Here is a 15739-nt window from a genome sequence, read left to right on the forward strand (position 1 = left end):
CAGCGCGCTGCTCGGCCTGATGAGCGCGGCGCAGGCCGCCGTGGATCCGGCGGTGATGGATCGCCCGGCACCGGCCCCGATCCGGGCCAGCAAGATCGTGCTGGTCGGTGATTCCACCACGGCCGTGCAGGGCGGCTGGGGCCCTGCGTTCTGCGCCCGGCACGTGACCTCGTTCCTGACCTGCACCAATCTGGCCCGTGGCGGCCGCAGTACCTACAACTACCGCGCCGAAGGCTCGTGGGCGCTGGCCGAGGCGGAGATGCGCACACCCGGCTATGCGCGCACGTGGGTGCTGGTCCAGTTCGGCCACAACGACCAGCCCGGCAAGCCGGGCCGTTCCACCGATCTGCAGCGCGAGTTCCCGGACAACCTGCGCCGCTACGTGGCTGAGATCCGTGCCGCCGGTGCGCAGCCGGTGCTGCTGACCCCGTTGACCCGCCGCCAGTTCGCCGATGGCGTGCTGATCGATGACCTCGCCCCCTGGGCCGAGGCGGTGCGCACGGTCGCGCGCGAGATGCAGGTGCCACTGGTCGATCTGCACGCCCGCAGCCGCGCGGTGGTGCAGGCGCTGGGGCCGGTCGCCTCGATGCCGCTGGCGCAGGCCGCGGCCACCCCTGCACAGGTCAGCGCGGCCCTGGCGGGGACCACCGTGGGTGCGGCGCCCGTGGCTGGCGCACCGGCCACGCAGAACAACGCCGTGACCGAGCCCATGGGGCAGGCCAAGGTCGCCTTCGATTACACCCATCTGGGCCCGGATGGCGCAGCGCTGTTCGCGACGCTGGTCACCGAGGAACTGGCCCGGCAGGTCCCGTCGTTGCGACCGCTGCTGATTCCCTGATCGATAGGCAGACCCTTCGAATTCTTTCGAATGGATTGCTACGTCGGGCATTGTGGGTCGATTGGATGTGATTCAGGTCAAACACGTTGTTCACCGCGATCACCTAGACTCGGGGTATGCAAGACCAATGCAACCCGTTTCCGCCGTTCCATGGCCGTGATCGATTGATCGCTGCGGTCGACCATGCCGTCCAGCACGAGCACGCGCACCAGATCGCCGCCACGCTGCGCACGGCGTTGCGCGAGGCGATCGCCGACAGCCGCATCCAGCTGCCGGCATGCGTGCACCACCCGATCGAGGATCACTACGCCCGCCGTGAGCTGTACCGCAGCCCGGTGCACGGCTACAGCATCGTCGCGATGAGCTGGGGTCCGGGCCAGGGCACGCCGCTGCACGACCACAGCGGGCTGTGGTGCGTGGAGGGGGTCTGGCTGGGACAGCTGGAGATCACCCAGTACCGGTTGCTGGAACGTGACGGCGAGCGGTTCCACTTCCGCCCCGAGCCACCCGTGCTGGGCGACTGCTGCAGTGCCGGCAGCCTGATCCCGCCGCACGAATACCACACCATCCGCAACACCAGCGATGACGACCTGGCCATCTCGGTGCACGTCTACCAGGGCGAGATGACCCGCAGCGCCATCTTCGAACCCGAGACCGATGGCTGGTACCAGCGCCGCGTGCAGGTGATGGAAACCGACGCGGCCTAGCACCGGCGGTGTGCCGGCGCCGCGGCGCCATGCACCCCACCGTGTTACGGGTCCAGCGCCACCACGTTGTTGCGCTGGGTCACTTCCGCCGCCCCATCGGCCTGCATGACACGCACGCGCAGGCCACGGTGATCCCCGGCGGGCAGCGGCAGGCTGACCGTCGTGGTCTTCGGCACCAGATCGCTCGGCGCGGCCAAGCTGGGGATTTCGACCCGGGCCAGCTCACGGCCCTTGGCGTCTTCCAGCATCGCCGCGCCCACACCGGTCGCGACATGGCCCAGGCTGTGCACGGTCACCTGCACCTGACGCCCGTCCACACGTACATCGCCCCGCCCGATACCGAGGTCGGGCCGCTGTTCGACCGGCGTACCGGCCTGCACCAGCTCGAACTCGAACACCTGGCTCTGGCCCGGCGCGAAGCGCAGCATGGTCGAGCCACTGCGCTCCAGAGTGAGATCGCGCGTGGTGGCCTTGCCATCGATCATGTCATCGCCGTCGCGGTCCACGCCGCTGGTCATCCGCCATTGCCCGGCGGTGACGTTCCAGGTGCTCATTTCCGCGTCCACTGCACGCGAGCCCAGGTTGTAGGCGATCACCTTGAAACGGTCCGGCGAGGGCGCATGCACCAGCAGCGCGACCTGCTCGGCCGCCTCCGGCTGGATGAAGCGCCAGCTGACGGTGTGGCCGGGCCAGCTCTGGTTGCGCTTGAGCGCGATACCGCCCAGGCGCGCACGCTGCAGGAACTCGCTCGGCGCTTCGACACGGTCAGACCACCAGTGCCCTTCGGTGTTCATGTATTCGCGCTGCGCCTTGGCCTGGATGCCATCGGCATGCAGCGCTTCCAGGTACTTCTTGTCGCCGGTGGCCTGCCACGCCATCAGGCTGGCGAAGCCGGTGCTGCCGCCGTCGGCATCGCTGATGAAGCGCGGGTTCCACTCGGCACCGCGGCCCAGCGCTTCCACGTAGTTCTCGCCCAGATTGGACAGCGCGCCCGGCCCACCGCGCTCGACGCGGTAGTCCAGCGCCTTGAGGTATTTGTCATCGCCCGTCCAGCGCCATGCCGCCCAGAAGGTATGCATGATGTCGCCGCTGCCCGAGCCGTTGTTGAGCTCGCCGCCACGGGTCTTGCCCGTCGCCCAGTTGATCTCGTTGGGCAGCGCCCAGCGGCCCTTGTCGTCGGTGTAGGCGTGGGCCAGGTAGCCATCGGCCAGCCCGGTGACCAGTTTGCGACCGGTCGGATCGGCGTTGTACTGGCCGATCAGGAAGGCCGGATGCAGCACCGGGAAGGAGTACGGCTTCTGCCATTGCCAGTTCGGTTCGCGGTAGACCTTGTTGCCGCCGAACCAGTTGCTGGAGAACAGCAGATGCCCCTGCGGGTTGGGCAGGATGATGCGTTCGTCGAAAGCCTTCACCGTTTCCATCAGGCGCTCGACGGTGAGCGGATCGCCCCAGTTGAGGTAGAGCATCGCGCTGTTGGTGTTGATGCCTTCCTCGTACGCGTGCAGCTCATCGGTTTCGATGGTGCTCAAGCCGTTGCTGAACATGCCATTGCGATACACCGCATCGGACAGCGCGGTCAGCGAGGCATTGAGCTTGTCCGGCTGCACACCCATCAGGGCCAGGCCCGGCCACTGCTGGGTCAGATCGGAATCGTCGGAAATGCCGCCGCCGAAATCACCGTAGGCAATCTGGCGATGGTCGATCCACCACTCGATGAAGCGGCGCACGTACTTGAGGTCTTCGGTCTGCCGGAACGCCCACAGCGGCACGCCCTTGGGCGCCTCGGGCTGGGTGAACGGCGGCTTGCCCTGGCTGTTGTAGCTGATGTAGTTCCAGTACAGGCGGCCGAGTTCGTGGTCCGGGTCCACCCGCAGCAGATCACTGAGATCGGCATACACGCGCGCGTACAGGCGCTGGCGCTTGGAGGTGGTGTGCTCTTCGACCAGGAAGCCCCAGTTGTCACGCACCTGGTTGAAACGGTCGGCGATGTGTTCTTTCTTCGCCTCGTCGCGGTCCTTGTAGACCATGCGGATTTCCGCACCATCCAGCGAGGTGGCGTTGAACCCCGGTGCGGCCGAGGCGATGGAGATCCACAGGCTGTCGGCAGTCAGGATGCGATCACGCAGGTCCAGCCACAGGGTGCGCTTCTGGCCCGGCTTGACCGAGACCGACACATCGATCATGTCGCGCGCCGGCCACAGCGGGTCCTTGATGCGGATGTTGAGCGGGATCAGGCCGTCGTGGGTCGCCGGCAGGTCCAGCTTGGGCAGATCGATCGCGATGCCGTCCAGGCCGTCATACATGTTCTCCCAGCTGTGCGCCCAGCTGCGGATAAGCGGCTGTGCAGCCGGTGCGTCGCTCACGCCGGAGGGAATCAGCACGTGCACGATCGGCAGCGGCTGGGCGGGCAATGTGTCGGCCGCGCGCTTGCGTGAACCGGCGCCCTTGGGCAGCGCCATCACCGTGCTGCGTTCGGCCACCGGGTAGCGGCCATCGATGTACTCGCGCAGCGCCGCGATGTTGGTGTAGTCCGGCAGGGCCTGGCTGTCGATCAGGTAGCGCTGCTTGACCGTGCCCTCCGGCTCGGCGGCATCGCTCACCTGGTAGGCCCAGATCTCCTGGATCGGGGTTTCCTGCGCTGTGTTGCGGAAGTGCAGCACGCCACCGTCCTGCGCGGGAATCGTGTTGACGCTGCGCACCACACCCTGTGGGCGCTCGAACAGCGTCTGCGCGGGCTGGCCGTCCCCGCTGTGGCTGAGCCCGCCGAAGGCGGCGCCGCGCACTTCGATGCGGTTGACGGTCTCCCCGGCCGGCAGGGTCAGGTCGAGCTGCTGGCCACCGTCGACGTAGGTGTTCCAATCGGGCAGCTGGAAGTAATCATCGCGCCCGGCCAGCCGCGAGCGGTTGTACACGCCCGGCCAGGTGGTCTCGGCGATGCCATCGGTCGCCTTCCACATCCACTGCTTGTGGTCCTTGGTATCGGCGAACTCGATCTTGCGGATCGTGGTGGTCGGGGCGGTCAGCGCCGGCGGCGGTGCAGCGTCCCAGCCGTGGCGATGGCGCCAGGCGCGCATCGGGTCCGGCTCGGCCACTGCCGTGCGGGGCGCGGCATTGCGGGCCAGCGCGGCCATGCCAGACGGGTCGAGCAGGCGGTCATAGACGCGGATCTCGTCGAAATCGCTGCCGCGCAGGAAGTTGTAGCGGCTCTGCACCTGGTAGGGCGCCATCACGCGGCCGGCCAGGCCGAGCTGATCGAGCGCGGCGTCGTAGTCGGCGGTGGTCTCCTGGCGGGCGACCTCCTTGCCATCCACGTACAACCGCACGCCGTGATTCTCATCCCAGCCGAAGGCGATGTGCTGCCACTGCTGGGGCGAGGGGTTCTGGTCGAGTTTGAACGACACGCGCGTGCGCGCCAGGTTGGCATCGGTGACAAAGGCATCGAAGCCGTGGCCGTTCCAGTCGATGCGCAGCCAGGCCATGTCCCAGCTGCTGTGGTCGGCATAGCCGACCCGGAAGATCACGAACGGCGCTTCACCCACCGCATACCGCGAGCGCCAGAAGAAGCCGAGCGTGCCGCGCTGGGCCTGGATGTTGCCCGGCGCGTTCCACGACAGCACGCCGTCATCGGCCCATTCGATCGCGCTGCCGTGCGCACCGTTGGGCACCCGCTTCACCTTGTCCTGGAAGTTCGGGACCGGATCACCCGCGGCGGTATCGGCCTGCAGACTCTGGTCGGCCGACACGTGGAACAGCAGCTGCGGCGCGGTCTGCGCCCAGGCGGTGCCACTGCCCGCGAGCAGCAGCGCCAGCAGGCTGGCGGACAGGCGGGAGGGGCGGATCGAGGGGGCGACAACGCGATGCATGAGACCTTCCTTTCGACAGCAGAAACAGTACAGCGGAACCAGCAGCGGGGGTCAGCCGCTCACGGTGGCCTCCCGCCCCGGCACCGCGCCCGCCATCCCGGAGAGAAGGACGGGGACGGGCGCGATAGCGGTGGCGGAAGACGCAGCACGGTCAGAACTTGTAGCGCAGGCCGAGGTAGTACTGGCGGCCGGTATGGGTGTAACGGTCCGGCAGCGACAGCGCCGAATCGACATAGCGCTCATCGGCGGTGTCGAGCAGGTTGATCGCTTCGAAGGTCAGCGAGAGGTTCTTGTTGACCTTGTAGGACATGTTGAAATCCACGTTCTCCACGCTGTACTTGCCCTGCACATCGGCGGTGGCGAACTGGTTGCCGTCCAGGTCCCACACGTTCTCCTGCGACAGGATGGTGCTGATGTATGCGTCGCGGTAGCTGGTGGAGACGCGGGCGCTGAAGCGGCCATCGTCGTAGTACAGCGTGGCGTTGTACGAGTTCGGCGAGAGATTCAGCAGGTCGTTCTCGGTGTACGTGGTGACGATCGTGCTGCCGGTGCCCGAGCTGAACATGTATTTGATCTTGGATTCGACGTGCGTGTAGTTCAGCTGCACGCCGAAGTTGCGCCAGAACCCGGGCAGGAAGCTGAAAGGCTGCTGGTAGGACACCTCATAGCCCTTGAGCGGGCCGCCCGGGGTGTTGAAGTAGCTCTGCACGTTGAACACGGTGTCCGGGCTGAAGCCGGTCGGCAGCAGGTCCAGCGAGTAGCCCATGTCCGCCCAGGTGGTGAGCAGGCGGGTGCGCTGCACATAGCTCTCGATGTCCTTGTAGAACACCGCGGCCGACAACAGTGCGCCTTCGTCGAAGTACCACTCCGCGCTCAGGTCGTAGTTGGTCGAGCGGAACGGATCCAGCTTGGGATTGCCCAGGTTGATCGAGTAGCTGCGGTCGTCATCGAAGTAGGCGGTGGGACCACCGCTGACGCTCGGCGACAGGTTGGACAGGGTCGGGCGGGCCATGGTCTTGGCCGCGCCGAAGCGCAGCACGAAGGTGTCGCTCAGGTCCCAGGCCAGGTTCAACGAGGGCAGCCAGTCGTCGTACTTGTGGCCGACCCGCGTGCCGACCTGCAGGCGCTCGCCCGGATCGGCCGTGGCGCTGGCCACCCCGAAGAACGGTTCGCACGCCGAGGACAGATCGTTGGCGTTGGTGGCCGTGCACGGCGCATAACCATCGGCGGTGATGCGGGTCTGCACGTAGCGCACCCCCAGGTTGCCGCGGAACGCACGGCCCAGCAGATCGGTGTTGAAGTCCAGCTGCAGGTAGCTGCCGTAGCTCTTTTCGTTGACGTCGAAGTTGTTGTTCGATGCGCCGAAGTGACCGACGCTGGCCAGGCGGTAGTCACCGCCGAGCGTGCCGGTGTTGCAGTTGCAGTAGATGTCCAGCAGCTTGGCGATCTGGTTGAAGTCCGGCACCAGCCACGCATTGGGCAGGTTGCCGTCCATGCCCTTGCCGAAGCCGCTCAGGGTGTCGCTCAGGTCACCCACGCCCACACCGGCCGGCAGCGCCTGCGACAGGCGGCCGTAGCTGATGTTGCGGAACTCCTGCGTGCTCATGTCGTAGTCCTTGTAGGCCAGACCGCCGCGCAGGGTGAAGGTGGGATTGATGTTGAACGTGAGGTCGACCTTGGCCGTGTCGAAGGCGTTGTCGACATACTGCGGGTTCAAGCGCACTTCGCTGATGTTGCCGCCACGCGCGGTACCGTTGGCATTGACCGGCGTGCTGCCGTAGCCCAGCCACTTCCAGTTGTCCACGGCGTTGAGGTCGAACGGGAAGGACATCGCCGGGACCTTGCCGTTGCGCATGTCCAGCACGAAGCCATCCAGGTTGCTGTTGTCGAAGCTGACCATCGAGAAGATCGGCCGCTCGTAGTTCGATTCGGAGTGACCGACCACCGCATCCAGGCGCACCGCGTCGTTGAAGCGATGTTCCAGGTTCAGGCTGAACTGCTTGAACTCGGTGCTCTCTTCGATGGCGGTGGATTCGGTGCGGAAATCGACGTTGTCGAACACGCCGTAGGTCAGGCGGTTCTGTTCATCGGCCTGCGCTTCGCGGACCACGATCTGGGTCTTGCCGCCGTACTGCGCGGTGCGATGCAGGTTGGCGCCGATGGAATCTTCGCGCACGTTCTTGTCGAGCTTGGAGTACAGCATGTCCAGGTTCAGCTGCGTGTCGTCGCTGACCTTGAACTGCAGCGCGCCGGTGACGCCCAGGCGCTCGATCTCGTGTTCGGTGCGGATGTAGCGCGGGTAACGCGGAATCCAGGCGTTGGTCGCGGTCTCGTAGGCGGCGATGTTCTCGGCCGTCGCAGCCGGGCGGTCCAGACCGGGGCCGCAGTGCGTGGCATCGATGCCGTAGCTGCCCCAGCCATTGCTGCGCGCCTGGTTGGCGGCGCTGCCGACACCGGCGGCGGTCTCATTGGACAGCGGATTGCGCGGGGTCTGCGGGTTGTAACCGGCCGGGCTGCAGAAGCCGTAGGTGCCATTGTTGGCCGCGGTGCTCTGGTTGGAGTTGCGGTAGTTGCCGTGCTCCCAGCGGACCGGGTTGTAGCCTTCCTCGAAGATGGTGCGCTTGCTGTAGGCCACCGACATCAACGCACCCACCCGGCCGTCGGCCCAGGTGTTGCTGATCAGGCCTGAGATGCGCGGATCCTTGTTCTTGGACAGCTCGTTGTAGCCGTACTGGCCACCGAGCGAGGCCTGGAAGCCCTCGAAATCGAACGGGCGCGAACCGCGCAGATCGACCGTGGCACCGAGCGAGCCCTCGTCGGTCTGCGCCGACTGGGTCTTGTTGATCTTGACCCGGCTGAACAGCTCCGAGGCGAAGGTGTTGAAGTCGAAGCCGCGGCTGCGGTTGACGCCGGTGGTGCCACTGCCGGCGGTGGACAGTGCTTCCAGGCCGTTGATGCGCACGCGGGTGAAATCCGAGCCCAGGCCGCGTACCGAGATCTGCTGGCCTTCGCCGCCTTCGCGATCGATCGACACGCCGGCAATGCGCTGCATCGACTCGGCCAGGTTCAGATCGGGGAATTTGCCGATGTCCTCGGCATAGATCGCATCGACCTGTTCGACGCTGTAGCGCTTTTCATCCAGCGACTGCTGCAGGCTTTCACGGTAGGTCGCTTTGACTTCCACCTTGTCCAGGTCGACCGCGTTGAGCACGGCGGCCTGTTCGGGCGTCTGCTGGGCGGCGGCAATGCCGGCCGCGCTCTGCAGCGCGAACGCGATCGAGACCGCGAGCAAGGTAACCGGTGTCTTTTTACGGGTAGTGAGTCGTTCCATCGTGTGTAAGCCCCTCCCAGGGTTCGCCGCCATGCGACCGTGCTGTTGATGAGTCATGGACGTCCGGCCTCCCCCGGAACGTCTGTCGCGCATGCGCCGCAGTGATACCGCTGGTCATCCGGAACGTAACAAACCCTTCACGCGCCGGCATCTTGCGCCGCAGCAGCGTGCCCCGTGGGGTGAGGGTGTGGATGGCCGCGAGTGCGGCGTGCGCGCAGCCGGCGGCGTGATCGCTCACGCCGCCGGTGGGTAGTGCCGTTGAATCAGAACTTGTAGCGCACGCCGAGCAGGAACTGGCGGCCGGTTTCGGTGTACTGCAGCGGCAGGCGACCGGTGGCCGGCGAGTAGACCCACTCGTCGGACGCTTCGTTGGTCAGGTTGATGCCCTCCAGGCTCAGTTCGAGCTGGTCGCTGATCGTGTAACGGATCGAGGCATCGATGACGGTGGTACCGGTCATGCCGTGGTAGCCGTCGAGGTTGAAGCCGGTTTCCGTACCCGGTGCCTGGGTCAGGTAGTCATCGCGGTTGGTCGCCGAGACACGGCCGGAGAAGACCTTGCCTTCGTAGAACAGCGTGGCGTTCCAGGACGACTTGGACAGGCCGGTCAGGTCGGTCTTCATCACCGGCTGGCCAGCGGCGTTGAGGTACTGGATCTGCGATTCCACCCAGGTGTAGTTCAACTGCACGCCGAGGTTGGACCACTTGCCCGGCAGGAAGGTGAACGGCTGGGTGTAGTTGGCTTCCACGCCGTGCAGTTCACCACCCGGGGTGTTGACCGGACGGCTGTAGGTGAAGTCATCCGTGGGCGAGGCACCGGTGCCGATCAGCAGCGAAGCAGGCAGACCGCTGTCGGAGTACGGGCGCACTTCGCGGGTCGTCTGCACGAAGCTCTCGATGTCCTTGTAGAACAGACCGATGCCGGCCATCGCGCCTTCGGAGAAGTACCACTCGAAGCCGAGGTCGACGTTGGTCGCGCGGATCGGTTCCAGATCCGGGTTGCCGCTGGAGATGGTGCGAGCACCACCGGCCACGGCCACCGTTGCGCCAGGCGTCAGGCTGCCCAGGCCCGGGCGGCTCATCACCTTGGCCGCGCCGAGGCGGATCAGGAAGTCCGGGCTGACTTCAGCCACCAGGTTGAACGAGGGCAGGGTGTCGTTGTACGTGCGGTTCTCGGTGGTGGACACCGTACCGGTGGCCAGCGTGGACAGGCCGGTGGAGCTCTGCTTGGTGCGCACGTAGCGCACGCCCACGTTACCCGACAGCGGCAGCGTGCCGATCTCGGTGGAGAACTCGCCCATCAGGTAGGCACCACGGTCCTTCTCTTCGACGCTGCGCACGTTGTTGGCGCGCGGGGCGACGGCGAAGATGCCGCTGTTGCTGTAGATGTCGAACTGATCGGCGATGGCGTTCAGATCCGGCACCACCCAGTTGGACGGGCTGCCGTTGATGCCCTTCAGGCCCGCCTGCTCGGTCATGTCCACCGGCACGATGCGGGTGCCACCCGGGAAGGTCGGCACGGCCAGCTCGCTGGCACGGCGCAGCTCGGTGGTCTTGAAGGTGTAGTCCTTGGCGAGTACGCCACCCTTCAGGCGGAAGCCCGGGCTGATGTTCCAGTTGAAGTCCAGCTGGCCGGTGTCGAAGTCATTGTCCACGTACTGCGGACGCAGACGGATTTCGGCCAGTTCCCAGCCTGCCGGGTTGGTCGGATCGACGCCGTAGTTCAGCGTCGGGAACCGGCTGTTGCCCCGGTAGTCGTAGCTGTAATTGTCGACGTCGTACTTGTCCATGATGATGGTGGTCTGCACCGGGTTCTCGTGCTTGGAGCGCGAGATGCCGAGCTTGCCGGACAAGGTGAAGTCATCGCCGAAGCGGTGCTGGCCGTTCAGGCTGAGCTGCTTGAATTCGGTGCTCCACTCGTCGTGACGGTTCTCCGAGCGGATGTCGACATTGTCGAATTCGCCGTAGACCAGTGCATTGTTCTCGATCACGCCGTTCTTGACGACCATCGCCGGCTTGCCGGCCAGGCGCGGCTGCGCGGTGTTGGCGCCACGGCTGAAGGAGATCGCTTCGATGTAGTGCTCGTCGCGGGTCGCATCGATCTTGGAGTACAGCGCGTCCAACGAGAACTCGGTGGCGTCGCTGGGCTTCCACTGCAGGGTGCCGGTCACGCCCAGGCGCTTCTGCTCATGTTCCATCTGCACGTAACGCGGGAAGCGCGGGTGGTAGACGTTGGCCGAGCGCGCGGCAGCGAACGGCGAGGCCGCGTTGAAGCCACCGTTGCTTGGGCCGTTGGCCCAGCGGCCGGTGTTGGAGCCTTCTTCCAGCGCCTGGCGCTCGGAATAGGCCACCGACAACAGCGCCCCGAAGGTGCCGTCGGCGAAGGTGTTGGAGATCAGCGCGGCCATGCGCGGATCGGCCTTCTCGGCCATCGCGTTGTAACCGGCCTGGCCGCTGGCGGCGAAGGTGAAGCCGTCATAGTCGAACGGGCGCGCGGTGCGCAGGTCGACGGTGGCACCCAGCGAGCCTTCCTCGACATCGGCCGAGGCGGTCTTGCGCACCAGCAGCTGCGAGAACAGGTCCGAGGCGAACACGTTGAAATCGAAGCCGCGGCCACGGTTGGTACCGCCGCTCTGGTCACCGGCGCCGACCGTGGTCAGTGCCTCCATGCCGTTGATGCGCACGCGGGTGAAGTCCGGGCCGAGGCCGCGCACGGAGATGTTGCGGCCTTCGCCGGCTTCACGGGTGATGACCACACCCGGGATGCGCTGCAACGACTCGGCCAGGTTCAGATCGGGGAACTTGCCGATATCCTCGGCGACGATGGCATCGACAACCCCGGCTTCGCCGCGCTTGATGTCCAGCGCCTTCTCGACACTGGCGCGATAGCCGGTGACGGTGACGGTATCCAGGTCGGTGGGGTTGGTGCCCGCATCCTGGGCCAGCGCGGTACCACTCAGCGCCAGGCCGATCGACAATGCGAGCAAGGTAACCGGTGTCTTTTTCTTCGTGTTCTGGACTTGCATGTTTTCCCTCTCCCAAGGTGCTACATGAAACAGCTATCCAACGACATGTCAGTGCAATGACACCGCTGGTCAGGGCGGACGTTAACAGCCCGTTACCGATCCGGCATCTTGCACCGCAACAGACTTTTATTGTCCCGTAGACGCTTGCGGGACAATGCTTCCGACATTCAGGACAGGTGGACGGGCGGTCGTCCACCGCTAGAATGACACCGCTAGCCATTGCTGCCGTCCGCCCTTGCTGCGGTCTGCGGCCCTCACAAGGATCCAGGACCATGAGTCGTGTTGTCTGTTTCGGAGAGTTGTTGCTGCGCATGAGCGCACCCGGCCGCGAGCTGCTGCTGCAGCAGCCGCAGCTGGCAGTGCACGCCGGTGGCGCGGAGGCCAATGTCGGTGTCTCGCTGGCCCACCTCGGGCACGCGGTGGCGGCCGTCAGCACGGTGCCGGCCAACCCGCTGGGCGAGTTCGCGGTGGGGGAGCTGCGCCGGCATGGCGTGGATACGTCGGGGGTACGCCGTACCGATGGCCGGATGGGCCTGTATTTCCTGACCACCGGTGCCGTGCAGCGTGCCAGCGAGGTGGTCTACGACCGCGCCGATTCGGCCTTCGCCAACAGCAGCGCGGCCGACTACGACTGGGACGCGTTGCTGGCAGGTGCCGACTGGCTGCACCTGTCCGGGGTCAGCCCGGCGCTCAACCCGGCCATGGCCCAGGCGACGCTGGCCGCGGCACGCGCGGCGTGCGCGCGTGGCGTCAAGGTGTCCTTCGATGGCAACTTCCGCCCGTCGCTGTGGGCGCGCTGGCAAGGCGACGCGCCCGGCATCCTGCGCGAACTGTTCGCCTGCGCCGATCTGGTCTTCGCTGACTACCGCGACATCGGCGTGGTGCTTGGCGGTGAGTTCGAGCAGGCCGACGTGCGTGAGCGGGTCGATGCGGCCGCCGCGCAGGCCTTCGCCGCGTTCCCGCGGTTGCAGTGGATGGCCTGCACCCAGCGCACGCCGCACAGTGTGGACAACCATGCCCTCGGAGCGATGCTGATCGGCCGCGATGGCACCCGCGCCGTGGCACCGACCCGCGAGATGATCGGCATCGTAGACCGTATCGGCGGTGGCGATGCCTTCGCCGCCGGCATCCTGCATGGCATGATGCGCGGCTTCGCGCCGGACGCGATCGTGCGCTTCGGCCTGGCCGCAGGTTGCCTGAAGCACTCGATCCCCGGCGACTTCAACCCTGTCAGCGAGGCTGACATCATGGCCCTGACGGGCGAGGAGCGATTCGATGTCCGGCGCTGATCCGCGCGTACGCGCAGTCCTGAAACTGGCCCCGGTGATTCCGGTGTTCACCCCGGAAAACGTCGATGATGCGGTCGAGGTCGCGCGCGCACTGTTCAACGGCGGTCTGCCGGTGATCGAAGTGACGCTGCGCACGCCGATGGCGATGGACGCGATCCAGGCGATGGTCGAGGCCGTGCCCGATGCGGTGGTCGGCGCCGGCACCGTGCTGACCGCCGCGCAGATGGAGAAGGTCAAGCAAGTGGGCGGGCGCTTTGCGGTATCGCCAGGCGCGACCCCGCGCCTGTACGCGGCTGCGCGCGACACCGATCTGCCGTTCCTGCCGGGCGTGGCGACCTCCTCCGAGCTGATGCTCGGCCTGGAGCACGGTCTGGATACCTTCAAGTTCTTCCCGGCCGTACAGGCCGGCGGCGCGGCGATGCTGTCGGCATGGAATGGCCCGTTCGGCGATGTGCGGTTCTGCCCGACCGGCGGGATCAGCGCGCAGACCGCGCGCGATTTCCTGCACCTGCCCAACGTGCTGTGCGTAGGCGGTTCCTGGCTCACCACGCGGGCGCTGCTGCAGGCCAAGGACTGGGCTGGCATCGAGCAGCTCGCGCGCGATTCGGCGGCGCTGGTCGGCTGATTCCGCACAGCCTGCCGCCTCAGTGGCGGCGGGCGGTCGCACCAACCCGGCGGTACAGCGTGCTGCGGCTGATGCCCAGCGCGCGGGCCGCTTGGGCGACGTTGCCCTGACTGGCGCGCAGCGCATCGCGCATCGCGGTTTCGGTCATTGCCTCCAACCCTTCCGCGGTGGATGGCAGGGCCGGTGCGGGCGCGGTCTGCAGATAGGCCGGCAGCATGCCGTGCCGGATCACCTCACCCGGATCACTCAGCGCCACCAGCGTGCGCAGGCACGAACACAGCTGCCGCACATTGCCCGGCCACGAATAGCCGGCCAGCGCATCGAGCGCGGCGGCCTCCAGTTGCCGGCCCTGGCCGAGCCGATCCCACAGACCACGCACCAGCACCGCACGCTCGGCGTGTTCGCGCAGGGCGGGCAGACGCACGCTGTGATCGGCGATGCGGTAGTAGAGATCGCTGCGGAAGTCACCCGCCGCCATCGCCTGATCCAGATCGCGGTGGGTAGCGCAGATCAGGGCGAAATCCAGCTGCACCGGCTTGCCGCCGCCCAGCGGTGACAGCGTGCGCTCCTGCAACACCCGTAACAAACGCGGCTGCAGCGCCAGCGGCATGTCACCGATTTCATCGAGGAACAGCACACCGCCCTGGGCCTGGCGCAGCAGGCCGGTGTTGCCGCTCTTGCGCGCACCGGTGAAGGCGCCTTCCTCATAGCCGAACAGCTCGGCTTCGATCAGGCCTTCCGGCAGCGCCGCGCAGTTGACCGCGACGAACGGTTTATCGGCACGCGTGCTGCGCCGGTGCAGTTCACGCGCGAACACCTCCTTGCCGGTGCCGGTCTCACCCTGCAGCAGTACCGGCAGCTGCGCGTCCAGCACGCGGCAGGCGCGCTCGAGCACCTGTTGCTGGGCCGCATCGAACAGAGGCGTGGCATCCACCCGCACCGCCACCGCCGCGGCACGCGCGGGTGCGGCGGGGGTTGGACGCGCGGGCAGCGGCGAGCGGACCGTGGTGCCACCGGCAGGGCTTACGTGGCCGTACAGCGCGCGTCCCTGGCGATCCACCAGCGCGCCATCATCATGCAGCCGTGAGAGCGGACCATCGAACAGCGCCTCGTAGGGCGCCCTGCCGATGTCGCCGTGGTCCAGCCCGAACAGGGCCAGCCCGGCACGATTGGCGGCCACCAGACGGCCATTGCGGAAGCCCAGTACACCTTCGCGCGCGGTACCCAGCAGGCCGGCGTCGTGATGCAGGCGGACCACCTCGCAATCGCCCAATCCCGCTTCGAAGTAGCGGTGCTCGATATGCGCCACCGCCTGCCGCGCCAGCACTCGGGCATGCAGGTGCTGCTGGCGCGCGTCGCCGGAGATATCGAGTACGCCGACGCGCTGGCCGTACGGATCGAAGATCGGCGTAGCCGAGCAGGTCAGGATTCCATGCGGTGCGAAGTAGTGCTCACCACCACGGACCTCCACCGAGCGGCCTTCGACGATGGCCGTGCCGATCGCGTTCGTGCCCACCGTGGTTTCATCCCAGCGCACGCCTGGCATCAATGCCACCCGCCCGGCTTTGTCCAGGAAGGCGGGGTTGCCCTCGGCATCCAGGATCCAACCCGCCTCGTCGGTCAGCAGCGCGATGCTGCCGGTCGCGGCGATGTCGGCGGCCAAGCCATCCAGCTCCGGGCGCGCCAGCCGCCACAGCGTTTCCTGGCGCTGCCGCAGTTCGCGCAGGCGCGCGTCCGGCAGCGGCTCCACCTCCGGCTGCGCATCCACCGAGAGCCCACCGCGCTGGCAGCGTTGCCAGGACTGCAGGATGGTGTCGGGCACGCTGCCGACCGGCGCCGCGCCACGCTCGAAAAAGGAGCGTCGCGCATTGCCGACACGGTGCTGAAGCGGGAGCTGGGACACCTGGATTCTCCAGTGTCGCAATCTGCGACAGTTGTAGCGGGGCCTGTTCCGATAAACACCACACCCGGCGTTACCGCGCAATGACCTGCCGTGGTGCACCGCATCAGTTTCCGAGCCCCGCTCCAATCGGCACGCCGGGTGACGCCATGCCGCACTGCAC

At 66.7% G+C, this 15739-nt stretch carries 8 protein-coding genes; 4 read left to right on the plus strand and 4 right to left on the minus strand.

Going from position 1 to position 15739, the window contains the following annotated elements:
• Positions 1-19 precede the first annotated feature (19 nt).
• Positions 20-838, plus strand: coding sequence for a rhamnogalacturonan acetylesterase (locus ABE464_RS08995; RefSeq protein WP_346471728.1), 819 nt, complete (start codon positions 20-22; stop codon positions 836-838).
• Between the two features lie 116 nt (positions 839-954).
• Positions 955-1545, plus strand: coding sequence for a cysteine dioxygenase family protein (locus ABE464_RS09000; RefSeq protein ID WP_346471658.1), 591 nt, complete (start codon positions 955-957; stop codon positions 1543-1545).
• 44 nt (positions 1546-1589) lie between these two features.
• Here the strand turns inward: ABE464_RS09000 and ABE464_RS09005 are convergent, their stop codons facing one another.
• The 3 genes from ABE464_RS09005 to ABE464_RS09015 all read right to left on the minus strand — a co-directional run bounded on the left by ABE464_RS09005 (position 1590) and on the right by ABE464_RS09015 (position 11762).
• The gene (locus ABE464_RS09005) at positions 1590-5408 is read right to left on the minus strand and encodes a LamG-like jellyroll fold domain-containing protein (protein WP_346471659.1); all 3819 of its coding nucleotides are present in this window, start codon (positions 5406-5408) and stop codon (positions 1590-1592) included.
• Between the two features lie 151 nt (positions 5409-5559).
• The gene (locus ABE464_RS09010; protein WP_346471660.1) at positions 5560-8739 is read right to left on the minus strand and encodes a TonB-dependent receptor; all 3180 of its coding nucleotides are present in this window, start codon (positions 8737-8739) and stop codon (positions 5560-5562) included.
• A 263-nt stretch (positions 8740-9002) separates the two neighbouring features.
• Positions 9003-11762 carry a TonB-dependent receptor gene (locus ABE464_RS09015; RefSeq protein WP_346471661.1) on the minus strand — a complete coding sequence of 920 codons (2760 nt, stop codon included), beginning with the start codon at positions 11760-11762 and terminating at the stop codon, positions 9003-9005.
• Between the two features lie 272 nt (positions 11763-12034).
• On the opposite strand from ABE464_RS09015, the gene ABE464_RS09020 reads away from it, so the two are divergent.
• Both ABE464_RS09020 and eda read left to right on the plus strand, forming a co-directional pair.
• Positions 12035-13051 carry a sugar kinase gene (locus ABE464_RS09020; protein WP_346471662.1) on the plus strand — a complete coding sequence of 339 codons (1017 nt, stop codon included), beginning with the start codon at positions 12035-12037 and terminating at the stop codon, positions 13049-13051.
• Entirely contained in the window at positions 13038-13676 is a 639-nt protein-coding gene (gene eda / locus ABE464_RS09025) for a bifunctional 4-hydroxy-2-oxoglutarate aldolase/2-dehydro-3-deoxy-phosphogluconate aldolase (RefSeq protein ID WP_346471663.1), read from the plus strand. Before ABE464_RS09020 ends, eda begins: the two co-directional genes overlap by 14 nt.
• A 19-nt stretch (positions 13677-13695) precedes the next feature.
• Here eda and ABE464_RS09030 read toward each other — a convergent pair whose 3' ends face one another.
• Positions 13696-15579 carry a sigma-54-dependent Fis family transcriptional regulator gene (locus ABE464_RS09030; protein ID WP_346471664.1) on the minus strand — a complete coding sequence of 628 codons (1884 nt, stop codon included), beginning with the start codon at positions 15577-15579 and terminating at the stop codon, positions 13696-13698.
• Between the last annotated feature and the right edge of the window lie 160 nt (positions 15580-15739).

The organism is Stenotrophomonas sp. TWI587 (genome assembly GCF_039674145.1).
Classification (GTDB): Bacteria; Pseudomonadota; Gammaproteobacteria; order Xanthomonadales; family Xanthomonadaceae; genus Stenotrophomonas; species Stenotrophomonas maltophilia_AY.